The sequence below is a fragment of the Streptosporangium sp. NPDC002607 genome (genome assembly GCF_053592655.1).
Window position 1 is genome coordinate 201,272 of record NZ_JBSFWD010000007.1, and the last position, 12,739, is coordinate 214,010.

The 12,739-nt window shown below is 68.5% G+C and carries 11 protein-coding genes; 8 read left to right on the forward strand and 3 right to left on the reverse strand.

The genetic code is table 11. From position 1 onward, the window contains the following. Positions 1-76 precede the first annotated feature (76 nt). From ACWD3H_RS11005 to ACWD3H_RS11025, 5 genes are all read left to right on the forward strand, one after another. Positions 77-544 carry a Dps family protein gene (locus tag ACWD3H_RS11005; RefSeq protein WP_355549693.1) on the forward strand — a complete coding sequence of 156 codons (468 nt, stop codon included), beginning with the start codon at positions 77-79 and terminating at the stop codon, positions 542-544. 593 nt (positions 545-1,137) lie between these two features. Beyond that, on the forward strand, positions 1,138-2,982 hold the full coding sequence (locus tag ACWD3H_RS11010) for an amino acid adenylation domain-containing protein (RefSeq protein WP_451954807.1): 1,845 nt from the start codon (positions 1,138-1,140) through the stop codon (positions 2,980-2,982). After that, positions 2,979-4,427 carry a tryptophan 7-halogenase gene (locus ACWD3H_RS11015; RefSeq protein WP_451954808.1) on the forward strand — a complete coding sequence of 483 codons (1,449 nt, stop codon included), beginning with the start codon at positions 2,979-2,981 and terminating at the stop codon, positions 4,425-4,427. Before ACWD3H_RS11010 ends, ACWD3H_RS11015 begins: the two co-directional genes overlap by 4 nt. A gap of 26 nt (positions 4,428-4,453) precedes the next feature. After that, complete coding sequence (locus tag ACWD3H_RS11020) at positions 4,454-5,863, forward strand: tryptophanase (protein ID WP_451954809.1); 1,410 nt, start codon at positions 4,454-4,456, stop codon at positions 5,861-5,863. Continuing rightward, positions 5,860-6,048: a hypothetical protein gene (locus ACWD3H_RS11025; RefSeq protein ID WP_451954810.1), complete on the forward strand. Its 189-nt coding sequence runs from the start codon at positions 5,860-5,862 to the stop codon at positions 6,046-6,048. The genes ACWD3H_RS11020 and ACWD3H_RS11025 overlap by 4 nt, the downstream gene beginning before the upstream one ends. Before the next feature lie 180 nt (positions 6,049-6,228). On the opposite strand, the gene ACWD3H_RS11030 is transcribed toward ACWD3H_RS11025, so the two are convergent. Then, positions 6,229-8,004, reverse strand: a complete 1,776-nt coding sequence (locus ACWD3H_RS11030) for a hypothetical protein (protein ID WP_451954811.1) — start codon at positions 8,002-8,004, stop codon at positions 6,229-6,231. A gap of 253 nt (positions 8,005-8,257) precedes the next feature. After that, a complete protein-coding gene (locus tag ACWD3H_RS11035) occupies positions 8,258-9,085 on the reverse strand; it encodes an AraC family transcriptional regulator (RefSeq protein WP_451954812.1) in 828 nt (275 codons plus the stop codon). On the opposite strand from ACWD3H_RS11035, the gene ACWD3H_RS11040 reads away from it, so the two are divergent. Continuing rightward, entirely contained in the window at positions 9,084-9,626 is a 543-nt protein-coding gene (locus ACWD3H_RS11040; RefSeq protein ID WP_451954813.1) for a TIGR03086 family metal-binding protein, read from the forward strand. The two genes, ACWD3H_RS11035 and ACWD3H_RS11040, sit on opposite strands and share 2 nt — an antisense overlap. Positions 9,627-9,705: 79 nt before the next feature. Here the strand turns inward: ACWD3H_RS11040 and ACWD3H_RS11045 are convergent, their stop codons facing one another. Then, entirely contained in the window at positions 9,706-10,053 is a 348-nt protein-coding gene (locus tag ACWD3H_RS11045) for a hypothetical protein (RefSeq protein WP_451954814.1), read from the reverse strand. A 205-nt stretch (positions 10,054-10,258) separates the two neighbouring features. On the opposite strand from ACWD3H_RS11045, the gene ACWD3H_RS11050 reads away from it, so the two are divergent. Then, complete coding sequence (locus ACWD3H_RS11050) at positions 10,259-10,996, forward strand: GntR family transcriptional regulator (RefSeq protein ID WP_451954815.1); 738 nt, start codon at positions 10,259-10,261, stop codon at positions 10,994-10,996. A gap of 381 nt (positions 10,997-11,377) precedes the next feature. Next, positions 11,378-12,733: a hypothetical protein gene (locus ACWD3H_RS11055; protein WP_451954816.1), complete on the forward strand. Its 1,356-nt coding sequence runs from the start codon at positions 11,378-11,380 to the stop codon at positions 12,731-12,733. Positions 12,734-12,739: the final 6 nt, after the last annotated feature.

Genomic DNA, 12,739 nt, shown 5'->3' on the forward strand with positions numbered 1-12,739 from the left:
GGATAGGGATGCGGATAGATGGGTACGGACATTCCGTAGCAAACGGGAAACCGAGCTCGAAACAGGGGGAAATTCCATGTCCTCGATCACCAGTCCACTCAAGCCAGAAGACAAGAAGGTCGTCGGCCAGGCGCTCCAGGGCGCGCTCATCGACCTGCTCGACCTGTCGCTCCTGACCAAGCAGGCCCACTGGAACGTGATCGGCCATAACTTCCGCACACTGCACCTGCAGCTCGACAAGATCGTCTCGTCTGCCAGGAAGCACGCGGACACCGTCGCCGAGCGCGCGGTGGCCGTCGGATGCAACCCCGACGGCCGGTCCACCACGGTCGCGAACCACACCGAGGTGCCGCAGCTGGAGGCGGGTTACATCAACGACGGCAAGGTCGTCGCCGCCATGACGGACATTCTCGGGTCCATCATCCGCCGGATGCGCGAGCGGATCGCCACCACCGAGAAGCCCGACCTGGTGACCCAGGACCTCCTGATCGAGATCACTCAGGACCTGGAGAAGCACCACTGGATGATCGAGGCCCAGCGCTAGATCGTCTATGCTATGGCGCCCCGGCCCTTCAAGGGCCGGGGCGCCTTCCGCTGGTGGCGGGGCGAAGGTGCGCCAGGTCGTGGCCACTTCCTCACGGAGCGGGCCGCGTCCGGGCGCGTCTGGACGATCATGAGCCTGGCCCCGTCGGGAAAGGCCGCGGATCTTGGATCGTTCGTTCCAGGGACGACTGTCAGGCGGGCGGAAGTAAGCAATCAAGATAAATCGGCCATGCCGTTTGGCGGATTCGCGAGGGACCGTTTGTCCTCTTCCTAGCTGACAGAGCATCAACCTCTTGGGTGACGCCCGCCCGCAGGGCGCGGGCCTACGTTCGTCTGACCACTTGCCGGGCAAACGTACAAGGGGAGACAGGTAGATGTCGGTATGTCAGGGGTCGACGCCGGTTCGGGCGGCTTTCACAAGGATGATCCCCATAGCCCCCCAGCAGCGAATGAACCGGCGATGAAGGACCGGCGACCGGGCTGTTCCTCAGCGGAGCGCCAGGCGGGCAAGGAACCCATCGCCGGGGACCGCCACGTCGAGATCGGCGGAGATGGCCGCACGCGAGGTCTCGCGAGTGCGTACGAGTCGGCTTCATGAGTAGGCGCGATCTGATCGGCGACACCCGCCCGCTGCCGGACATCACCTGGGCGGACGTCTTCCAGCGGTGCGCTCGGCGCACGCCGGATCTGACCGCGTTGGTCGCGGACGGCCGCTCCTGGACCTTCCAGGAGCTCGACACTTGGGCCAACCGGCTGGCCCACCTGCTCCGGGCGCCCGGCCCCGGCGCCACGGGTTCCGGCCCGGCCTCGGCTTCCGGTGCCGGTCCAGGTTTCGGCGTCGCGCCCGGTACCGCGGTCGCGTGCGCGATGACCAGATCGGTGCTCGCCGTCATCGTGCCGCTGGCTGTGTCGAAGGCCGGATGCGTGTACGTCCCGGTCGCTGTCGACGCGCCCGCGACCCGGCTTGGGGCGATCCTGGAGGACGCCCGCCCGGGGCTGCTCCTGACTGACGCGCCGGAGCTCACGATCTCGCTGCCGCCCGGGACCCGTCGGGTGGACCTGCCCCGGGACCGGTGGCAGGCCGACCTGTGTGTCCATGACCCCGCGCCGCCCGCGCCGTCGCCCGCGAGCTCGGCCGCCTATGTCATCTACACCTCCGGCTCCACGGGACGGCCGAAGGGCGTCGTCGTCGCCGACCACAGCCTGGTCAATCTCTACTACGAGCTGGAGGCCCGCTACTTTGGGCGCGGCGACCGTCACCGGGTCGCGTACGGCCTGCCGCTCGTGTTCGACGCGTCGTGGAACCCGCTGCTGTGGATGGCGGGCGGGCACGAGCTGCATCTGGTCCCGGACGACGTGCGCAAGGACCCAGAGGGCTATGTCCGGTTCATCCGGGAGCGGAGACTGACCGTGGTGGAGGCCGTTCCCACGCTCGTCGAGGCCATGGTGAAGGCGGGGCTGCTCGTCCCCGGGACACGGCCGGAGCTGCTGCTGATGGGCGGGGAGGCGATCAGCGGAACGCTGTGGTCCCGGCTGTCCCGGGTGGACGGGATGACGGCCGTCAACCTGTACGGTCCCACCGAGTGCACGGTGTTCGCCACCGCCTGCCGGTTGGACGAGCACGACTCCCCGGTCATCGGGCGGCCGATCGCGAACATCCGGGCCCGCCTCGTCGGCGAGGACGGCGAGTCCGTGCCGGAGGGAGAGCCGGGCGAGCTCCAGATCAGCGGGGCCTGCGTGGCGACCGGCTACCTGAACCAGGCAGGGCTCACCGCGGAGCGGTTCCCAGAGGAAGGCCGCGAACGGTGGTACCGGACCGGAGACCTCTGCCGGCTGCTCCCCGGTGGTCTTCTGGAGTTCCTCGGCCGCCTGGACGACCAGGTCAAGATCCGTGGACACCGGGTCGAGCCGGGCGAGGTCGAGCGGTTCCTGCTGGCCCAGCCGGGAGTGCGGCAGGCGGCCGTCGTCCCCGAGGGGCCCGAAGGCGCCCTCCGCCTCGCCGCCTACGTCGTTCTCACGGACACGGACGCGCGGGGGACCATGGCCGAGACGCTGCGGGCGGAGCTGCCCGACTACCTGGTGCCCGCCACGATCACCGTGCTGGACGCCTTGCCGTTGAACGCGAACGGCAAGGTCGACCGCTCCGTCCTCCGGCGAGTGGAGACCACGTCCTCGGTACCGCCGCGCACGCCGGCCGAGGAGCTGATCGCGGCGGTCTGGTGCGAGGTGCTCCCAGTGGAGCGGGCCGACATCCGCGACAACTTCTTCGACGCCGGAGGCGACAGCCTCCTGGCGGCCGAACTCGCCGCCCGGCTGCGGGCGGCCGGAATCCACTGCACGATCCGCGACGTGCTGCGGTTCCCCACGATCCCCCAGCTCGCCACCCTTGCCCACATCACATCCGGCATCCGGCCCAACGTCCCGGAAGAGGCTTCATGACCGACGGCTTTGACGTCATCGTCGTGGGTGGTGGACCCGGTGGATCCACGGCCGCGTCGTTGATCGCGCTCGATGGGCACCGAGTCCTGCTTCTGGAGAAGGAGACGTTCCCCCGCTACCAGATCGGTGAGTCCCTGCTGCCCTCCACGGTTCACGGCATCTGCGCGATGCTGGGCGTGCGAGACGAGATCCTGCGGGCGGGTTTCACACCAAAACGCGGCGGCACCTTCAAGTGGGGGGCCAACCCGGAGCCCTGGACGTTCTCGTTCGCGCTGTCCCGGCGGATGGCGGGCCCGACCTCCTACGCCCTTCAGGTCGAGCGGACGAGGTTCGACACGATCCTGCTCCAGAACGCGGTACGGCTCGGCGTGGACGTGCGGCAGGAACACCGCGTGACCGGCGTGCTGCGCGACGGCGACGGCAGGGTCTGCGGCGTCCGTTACGTGGACCCCGAGGGCACCGCCCGCGAGGCCACCGCCAGGTTCGTCGTCGACGCCTCCGGCTCCGGTAGCAGGCTTCACGACGAGGTGGGCGGGAAGCGGGAGTACTCCCCGTTCTTCCGTAACCTCGCGCTGTTCGGCTACTTCGAGAACGGCCGCAGGATGCCACCGCCCAACTCCGGCAACATCCTCTGCGTCGCGTTCGACAGCGGCTGGTTCTGGTACATCCCGCTCAGCGAAACGCTGACCAGCGTCGGCGCGGTGGTGAGGCGAGAGGCGGCGGACAGGGTACAGGGCGATCCGGAGGCGGCGCTGGCCGCGCTGATCGACGAATGCCCGTTGATCAAGAGCTATCTGAGCGGAGCCAAGCGGTCGTCCTCGAAGCCGTACGACGAGCTGCGGGTGCGTAAGGACTACTCCTACGACCGGACCGCGTTGTGGTCGCCGGGGCTGGTACTGGTCGGCGACGCCGCCTGCTTCATCGACCCCGTCTTCTCCTCGGGCGTGCACCTGTCGACGTACAGCGCGATGCTGGCGGCCCGGTCCGTCAACAGCGTGCTCGCCGGGACCCTGGACGAGGAGCGTTGCTTCCGCGAGTTCGAGGACCGCTACCGGCACGAGTTCGCGCTGTTCCGCGACTTCCTGGTGGCGTTCTACCAGACGCACACCGATGAGGAGTCGTACTTCTGGCAGGCAAGGAAGGTGGCCGAGCACCGGGGAGCGGCCGCGGAGGCGTTCGTCGACCTGGTCGGCGGCGTGGTCTCCGGTGACTTCTCCGGCATGGCCAGGGCGATGGCGGAGGCATCCACCCGGACCGATGACATCGGCGACGTCACCGGGATGCACGAGGTGGGCGTCATCTCCGAGGTCATGGCCGAGAGCGCACAGCTCCAGTTGCGCGGAATGCTCGGCGAGGCGATGGGTGACGAGCCGCCCATGTTCCCCGGCGGACTGGTTCCGTCCGGTGACGGCAGGCGCTGGAGGGAACCGGACCTCGCGGTCTGAGTGACGACGGGTTGAGAAGGAGAGAGATGAACGACCACGCGATCGAGTACCCGGCGGAGCCGTGGAAGATCAAGTCGGTGGAGCCGATCAGGCAGACCAGTCGGCCCTACCGGGAGCAGGTGATCAGGCAGGCGGGCTGGAATCCGTGCCTGCTCCGCTCCGAGGACGTCTACATTGACCTGTTCACCGACTCGGGGACGAACGCGATGTCCGACCGGCAGTGGGCCGCGCTCATGACCGGCGACGAGGCGTACGCGGGCGCGCGCAGCTTCTACGTGCTGGAGCGGGCCGTCCGCACCTACTACGGCTACGAACACGTCATCCCCGTCCACCAGGGCCGGGGAGGGGAGAACATCGTGAGCCGGTGCCTGATCAGACCGGGCAGTCACATCCCCGGCAACATGTTCTTCCCCAGCACCCGCGCTCACCAGGAGCTCAACGGCGCGACCTTCCACGACGTGGTGATCGACGAGGCGCACGACCCGTCCTCCGACCACCCGTTCAAGGGCGACGTCGACCTTGCCAAGCTGGCGGCGGTGATCGGTGAGTACGGCGACGCGATCCCCTACGTCTCCCTGGCCGCGACTGTCAACATGGCCGGAGGCCAGCCGATCAGCATGGCCAGCCTCGCCGCGGTCCGTGAGCTGACCGGGCGGCATGGAATTCCCATCATGTTCGACGCGGCACGGGCGGTGGAGAACGCCTGGTTCGTCAAACAGCGGGAGGCAGGCTGGGGTGACAGGTCGATCGCTGAGATTCTGCTTGCCATGTGCTCGTTCACCGACGGCGCGGTGATGTCTTCGAAGAAGGACAGCTTCGCCAACATCGGCGGCTGGATCGGCCTGCGCGACGGCGAGCTGGCCGAGCAGGCGCGCGGCCTCGCCCTGCTCTACGAGGGGTTGCACACCTACGGCGGCATGGCCGGGCGGGACATGGAGGCCGTGGCCCGTGGCATCGAGGAGTCGGTGGAGGAGAGCAGCATCCGGGCCAGGGTCGGCCAGGTCGAGTATCTCGGGCATCGGCTTCTCGCCGCCGGTGTGCCGGTGGTTCGGCCGATCGGCGGGCACTGCGTCTGTATCGACGCGCTGGCGGTGCTGCCGCTCCTGCCCAGGGAGGAGTTTCCCGGACAGACCCTGGCGGCCGCGCTCTACGTGGAGGGGGGCATCCGCGGTGTCGAGCGCGGCGGCCTGTCCGCCGGGCGCGACCCGGTGACGGGGGAGAACCGCTACCCGCCGATGGAACTGGTCCGGCTGGCCATTCCCCGCCGTGTCTACACCCGGGCACACCTGGACGTGGTGGCGGACTGCGTCATCCGGGTCCATGAGGAGCGCGACCGGATCAAACGCGGCCTCCGTTTCGTCCACGAGCCCTCCCACCTGCGATTCTTCCAGGCCAGGTTCGTGCCGGCGGACGGGGACAGCATCTTCGGCGGGTGACGGTCGCCCGGTCGGTGTGGGGGGCGTTCTCGGTCCATCCCGGCCTCATCGGCACCGAGCTGGGCCGCCATCTCTCCAGGGAGGAGAAGGTCGCCGCCGGTTGGACGGATGAGGACGGCAACTGGTCGTCCTCCTTCAAGACGCCCGGGCAGGGCTCTGATCGATACTCCTGGCCACGCCCCTGACGCCGCCTCGGTGTCAGGGGCATGGCGCTCTTCGCCTGCGGACGGCGGTAGGGCCCGGCTTCCGGGGAGGATCGAACCGGATTTGGAGGCAGTCAAGCCGGGTGACAAAGCACGCTGGAGAACGTGAAAGCCCGTGGTTCACCTGCCGGGGCAGAGGAACCACGGGCGGGATGATGCTGATCAGGTGCAGTTCACCGGATATTCGACCTGCTTGGTCGGCTTGTTGTGGTTCAGTACCTCGATGGCGACAGTTCCGCCGGTCTTCGAATTCCGGTTCCAGTGGGCGGCCTGGAGATTGAGGAATCCACTGGACCCGACCTTGTACGTGCGGGTGTCATCCGGCTTACCGTCGATGACCCACCGGTAGCTGATCTCCGTGTCCGGAGCCGCCTGCAAGGTCGCCCACGCGGTCGGGTACGGCGCGGCGTCGCAGTCGCCGTAGTAGGCCACCGAGGTCAGCCCGCCGACGCGGACCGTGCCCGGCGCCGGGTCCTTCGGCACACACGTCCAGGAGTAGGTCTGCTGGGTGAACGGCTTGTTGTGGTTGAGCACCTCAAGCCGTACGGTGCCGCTTCCACTGCCCTGTGCGGACTTGTTCCAGAAATCGCCGATCGTGTTGGTGACGCCGGGCTTGAGCACCTCGCTCCTGACCGGCCCCGGCTTGCCGTCGGCCACCAGACGGTACTTGACCTCGGCCTCGCGGTCCGTCGTGAACAACCCGTCCACGCGCAGGCCGAAGGAACGGTCGCAGTCGCCCGCGTAGCGCGGCACGAGCACGTAGCGGAAGGCCACATTGGCGTCATTGGGCTCTTCGACGCAGGTGAAGGTGTACGAGCGCTCGTCAGGCTGCGAGGGGCCGCCCTCGGCCATGAGGCCGACCTTGTGCGGGCCGTTCCCGGCGGTGCCGAGGGTCCAGGAGGCGGAGACGTCCTGGGAGCGGGCCTGGGCGGAGGCGGGGAAGTCCAGCACCTGCTTCTGCCAGGCGGCGCCGTCCACGAGCCACCAGTACGTGACCTGCTGCGCGGCTCCGGCAGGGAGCGTGACCCGCCCGGCGGCCCGGTACGCGACCGGCTCCGCGCAGGTGCCCGCGTAGTCGCCCGGGGTGAGCTCCACGATCTGCCGTCCCGGCGTCACCGGAGGCTGCGTGGGCGTGGACGTCGGCGTGGAGGTCGGGGTGGAGGTCGGGGTGGGCGCCGGGCCGCTCTTGCAGGTCACCGCGTAGTCGGCGCGGCCGGAGTCGTGTCCGCCGGGGGTGAGGATGTGGACGGCCTTCCATCCGCCGGCGGAGCTGCCCACGCTCATCGGCAGCGTGACCTGGCGGATGCGCGACCCGCCGGCGGCGAAGTACAGCGACTCCGGCCGCCCTTCCCCGGTGATGCTGTCGATCCACCGGTAGTCGACGGTGGCCGGGGTGCGCGAGACCTGGATGGTCGCGGTGAACCGTACCGTCGCCGGGCAGACGCCGTTGTAGCTGCGCGGGCTGACGTCCACATCCGCCGCCGACTCCAGCGGCCGTCCGGGCTGGGCGGGCAGCGGGTGGGAGACGTCCCACACCTGTGCGGGGCCGTCACAGGCGACGCTGAACCGCGCCTTGCCCGACAGCCCCTTCTTGCCCACGATCTCGATGGCCTGCCAGCCGGTGGTGTCGCGGTCGAAGGTCTGCCGGTCTCGCACGACCACCTTGCGCGAGCCGTTGACACGGAAGCTCTTGACGACGCTCTTGCCGCCGTCGCCGCGTACCCACCTATAACGGACGATGCCCTTGCCCTTGGCCACCACCACCGCGGAGAATCCCACCGTGGTCGGACACGCGCCCGACCGCTTGGCGGGACTCGCCTTCACCTGGGCCACAGCGGTCTTGAGCGCGGGGGCGGAGGATGTGGCGGCGTACGAGGGAGGGGCGGCCAGCAGCCCGCTGAGCACCACCGTGCTCAGCAGCAACGCTGTCCTCTTCATCGGGATCCCTTTCTTCTTTGCGAAAGGTTTCCATGATCAAGGTCCTCACTTGGGGATCAGTTGGTTTCTAGTTGTAGTCCAGCCACGGCATCGGCAGGCCTGGCCGCCGAACTCGCCGATGACGGCACCGAGTCGACCGGTACGCCCGCTGAGTGAGACGCGGAAACGTGCATGGACGGCCGGTCCCTGACGGTCGGTCTGGCCGCCGCTCTCATCTGTTACCGTCGCCTCGCCAAAGCACTGGACGTCAGGATCAGGCCTGGCCGCTGAGCCGGGCGTAGGCGGCGGGTGGCATGCCGACCGCGGCGGTGAAGTCGCGGGTCAGGTGGGCCTGGTCGGTGTAGCCGAGCTCGGCGGCCAGCGTGGCGAGGTCGAGGCCCTGGTAGACCCGCTCCGCGGCCTCGTGCAGCCGGAAGCGGCGGATCACCCACTTGGGGCCGATGCCGACATGGTCCCGGAACAACCGCTGCAGCGAGCGCACCGACCGCCCCGATCTGGCGGCCAGCTCGTCGACCCTGGTCACGGACACGTCGTTCGCCACCATCGTCACCAGCGCCGCGACCTCTTCCGTCAGCGGATCCTGTTCCGGCCTCAGACTCAGCAGGAACGTCTCGGTGAGCGCGATGGCGGCCCGGGTGTCGGGCTCGGCCAGGACCTGCTCGACCAGGGTCGCGCCCGCTGCGCCGTACATCTCGTCGATCTCCACGAAGCGGCCGGTCAGCTGGGACACCGGGCCGCCGAGGAACGGCCGGAAGCCGCCGGGCCGGAAGCGCGTGCCGAGCACGCGGCCGCTGCCCCGCATCGTGTAGGAGAACCCGCCCTTGATCACTCCCGCGATCCGGTGGAAGTCCGCGGTGATCGTCATGTTCACGGTGGGGTGCGAGACGATGCGCTGTTCGTACGGCTCGGCGAGGTCGGTCCAGGTGACGACCCAGAAGTAATCCACATACGCCGAGATTTCGGGCGATGGCGCCTGACGGGCGAAATCGAAGGTGCTGAGCCCTGCGTACGGGTCGACCCAGCCGCGCTGTCGCGTTTCTACAAGCCGCGCCTCAGGTAGGCGGGGCATCATGGCTGCCATGGACGACATGATGCCGCTGATGACGCACGCCACCGAACGGACCGCGGGATTGGTGCGCGCGGTACGGCAGGAGCAGCTCGGGTCCCCGACGCCATGCGCGAAGTTCGACGTCAAGGACCTGATCAACCACCTCGAGTGGGTGGCGGAGATGTTCGAGTCGCTGGGGCGCAAGGGGCCGAACGTCGAGCAGGGACCTTACGCGGGTGACTTCCCCGAGCGGGCGGAGCACATGCTGGCCGCCTGGTCGCGGCCCGAGGCATGGGAGGGGACCAGCCCCGGCATGGGCCTGCCGATGACCATGCTGGCCCACATGTACCTCGTCGACATGGTCGTGCACGGCTGGGACCTGGCCAGGGCCACCGGTCAGGAGTACGAGCCGGACCCCGAGGCCGTCTCGCGGGCGCTGCATTTCGCCGACCAGATGGCGGAGACGGGCAGGCAGCGCGGTGCCTTCGGGCCGCCGGTGGCAGTGCCGGACGACGCCCCGCGGTTCGACCGCCTGCTCGGTGTCATCGGCAGGGACCCGGCCTGGAGGCCGTGATCCGCTCCAGCCCTTCAAGACGGCTCCCGGCACGGTGTCCCGTGCCGGGAGCCGATGCCTGTGCGCATTTCCGTGAGATCTACGGGGTGGATTCCCGCATGCCGCCGTCGCCGAACCAGACCAGGTCGGAGTGGAGTCGCCGGGCGGCGCTGCGGGCGCTCGTCCACAGGCCGAACCCGCGGCCGTTCGCGCCGACGGTCGTCACCGTGCCACCTGGCAGCGCCATCCCGTAGGCCACCACCACCGCGTCGACCTCTTCGCCCTCCTCTCCGAACTCCTGGATCAGCGCGAACAGGCGCGGCGACCCGCCGGTCAGGGCGTACGTCTCTTCGCGGACATGTGCCGGATCCGCGTTGCGGGTGAGGCGTTCACCGAAGCCCGGATCCTGGCAGGCGGATGGTCGACCGAGGTCAGAGCGATGTTCCATGACAGGTGCTCTCTTCCTGCTGATGCCGCTGAAGGTGGTTTGACGGGGCGATTTCGGCCGGTTTTGTGTCGGTTCGCTGGGGAGCCTCTCTGTGTCAGAGGTGAGCTGCCCCTTCTGTTCTCCGACCCGCTTCAGTTCTCTAGTGTTCTAGAGCACTGATGAAGTCAACGGCTGTTTTAGAGTGCACTAGAACAGGAGGCTCGCGATGGCTGACAACCCGCAGGCAATGGCTCCGTACAAGCGGATCGCCGCTCAGATCAGGACCAGGATCGAGAGCGGGGAGATCCGGCCGGGCGATCGCATCCCGTCGGTTCGGGAGATCATGCGCGACGAGGGAGTGTCCACCGCGACCGCCACCCGGGTCGCGGCCGTGCTGAGGACGGAGGGCTACGCGGAGTCGGTGCCGGGAGTCGGAACCCTGGCCTGCCTGCCGAAGAAGGTCACGGCAGGTTCCGATCGCCTGCGGATGCTGAGGGCGACCGGGAACGGATATCGCTCAGGTGAGCGGGCCGAGATCCTGAGCGCCGGAATCGTCCCCGCGCCCGAGGAGATCGCGGATGCTCTGGGAGTCGAGCCAGGGACCTCCGTCGTTCGGCGGCGCCGTGCGTACCACGACGACAGGGGTGCCGTCGTGGTGTCCACCTCGTGGCTTCCCGGTGAGCTGGGCGAGGCGGCATCCGAACTGCTGGTCGCGGAGCCGCTCCCTCAGATGACCTTCGGGCTGGTCGAGGACCGGACCGGCCGAAGGGCCGTCCGGCGCCGTGACGTCGTCGCCATCAAGCCGGTTCCCGAGGACATCGCCCCGGTGCTCGGCGTGGAGCACGGCCTGCCGGCGCTGACCATGACCAACTTCTATTGGGACCAGCACGGCGACGTGACCGAGTACGCCGTGGACTTCCTCGCTCCCGGGCGCGAACTCTCGGCCGACCACGACCTCGAATAGTCTCCCCCTTTATTACTGACGCGGGTGGCCAGTGTGTCGAGGCCGGGCCGCTGGCCGACGGCAGCGGGAGTGTCGCCGTGCGGCACAGTCGTCGTCCCGGTGATGAGGTGATCGTCTATACCCGGCCGAGTGGGAGGTGTTCATCGGCGGCGTCAAGGACGGCGAATTCGTTTTCTCCACCGGGTGACCGTCCTCGCCTCCGAGCGCAATAGGAAGACGCGGTCTCAGCGTGAAGCGCGGTGCGCTGGCCGGGGTTCAACGACGAGCATCGCTCTTTAACGCCATATAGTCTTCCGTCTCGTGCCCAAACGATCATCGATTCTCTGGGCGGCGGCGATCCTCACCGCTGCGACCCCTGGCATCTATTTTTGGATCACGGCGATGCTGTCCGGTACGAAGGGCGGCAGCGGTGCTATCTGGATGACGTCCAGGTACTGCGCGGGGCACGAGATCGACTTCGAGTTGAACCTGCTGCTCGGCCCGCTGTGGGGTTTTCCACTCCTGTGGTTCGGGTCCGTGCCGTTGATCGCCCTCGCCTGGGGAGTCGAGATTCTGAGCCGGCGGGCCGGACGCTCCCGGCTCGGCCGGATCCTGGGTCGCTTCGCCGCCACAGTGATGATCGTTCGCCACCTCCCGACCCCACTGCTGTTCATGTTCGACTTGTCCGCTGATCCCGGATGCGTGGACAACTGGGGGCCTCTGGAGCTGACCGGCCGGGGCATCGCGATGGACTTCTACCGTCTGATACCCGCGATCCTGATGCTCCTCGCGGTCCGTGCCCCACGTACTCCGAGAGGCGGCCTCGCCCGTACGGTTATCGCGGTGCCGCTCGTGATCGTGACGCTCCTCGGGGTGGGCGCCGACGCCGCGCGGGGAAAGGTGAGCAGTGTGTCGGCGCTCGACTGTGCCGGATTCGGCGACGGCACCGTCTCGGGACTGGACGAGAGCGAGAAGGGGTTCCTGTGCCAGGTCCGGGACGACACGAGGGGCATATCCGCGCTGGAAGACATGCCAGACCGCGAGCTTCTGGCCTATGGCCGCCATCTCTGCGACCTGGCCGTACGGAACGGAGGCGACGCCTACGCGCCCGCCGTGTCGAAGGCGTTCGGCGATATCGACGGCCGGTCGCTGGTGGCGGCACTGGTGAGACTGTGCCCCAAGGTGGCCGAGGTGGAACAGGGAAAGGTACGGCGGGAGCGGGAGGAGCACGACGCCTATGTCGCGGCGGTGGAGAGGAGATGTTCCACCCGTCTCCACCACCGGCCGATGATCAAGCCGGTACGACAGGTCCGCGAGACCATGTGGACGGAGTCCTGGGAACTCTACGCCTGGGACGAGGCGAACGAGGGTGACGAGGTCGACGACCGGGTCGCCGACCTGGTGGGCAGCGGGCCCGGCGCACTGCGCATCTGGGCGGCGGACGAGATCGGCCACGCGTGCGTGACGGGGGAGTCCTACCGGCGCCGCCCGCCGGTGGAGACCGAGAGCTGGGAGCAGGTCGTCGAGGTCGGCTACCAGAGCGCCGACGGAGTCCTGTCCATCGTGGACGGCGATGGCAAGCAGCTTCCCGATCTCGCGGCCGGGGGTCCGGGGAACTACCGGGTCCGCGTCCACATCCGCGGGCGCAAGGCCGTGACGGAGAACATCGACACCCCTGACGGCGCCGTCCAACTGCTGATCATGGTGTTTCCCGGGAAGGTGAAGGAGCCCAGGATCTACCGCGACTACCCGTCCTGAGCTCAG

Excerpts from the sequence above, each read along its gene's own strand:
- ACWD3H_RS11040 (WP_451954813.1), top strand. The coding sequence starts at position 9,084 with ATGGACGACATGATGCCGCTGATGACGCACGCCACCGAACGGACCGCG.
- ACWD3H_RS11020 (WP_451954809.1), top strand. The coding sequence starts at position 4,454 with ATGAACGACCACGCGATCGAGTACCCGGCGGAGCCGTGGAAGATCAAG.
- ACWD3H_RS11005 (WP_355549693.1), top strand. The coding sequence starts at position 77 with ATGTCCTCGATCACCAGTCCACTCAAGCCAGAAGACAAGAAGGTCGTC.
- ACWD3H_RS11035 (WP_451954812.1), bottom strand. The coding sequence starts at position 9,085 with ATGGCAGCCATGATGCCCCGCCTACCTGAGGCGCGGCTTGTAGAAACG.
- ACWD3H_RS11045 (WP_451954814.1), bottom strand. The coding sequence starts at position 10,053 with ATGGAACATCGCTCTGACCTCGGTCGACCATCCGCCTGCCAGGATCCG.
- ACWD3H_RS11055 (WP_451954816.1), top strand. The coding sequence starts at position 11,378 with ATGCTGTCCGGTACGAAGGGCGGCAGCGGTGCTATCTGGATGACGTCC.
- ACWD3H_RS11010 (WP_451954807.1), top strand. The coding sequence starts at position 1,138 with ATGAGTAGGCGCGATCTGATCGGCGACACCCGCCCGCTGCCGGACATC.
- ACWD3H_RS11050 (WP_451954815.1), top strand. The coding sequence starts at position 10,259 with ATGGCTGACAACCCGCAGGCAATGGCTCCGTACAAGCGGATCGCCGCT.
- ACWD3H_RS11015 (WP_451954808.1), top strand. The coding sequence starts at position 2,979 with ATGACCGACGGCTTTGACGTCATCGTCGTGGGTGGTGGACCCGGTGGA.
- ACWD3H_RS11030 (WP_451954811.1), bottom strand. The coding sequence starts at position 8,004 with ATGAAGAGGACAGCGTTGCTGCTGAGCACGGTGGTGCTCAGCGGGCTG.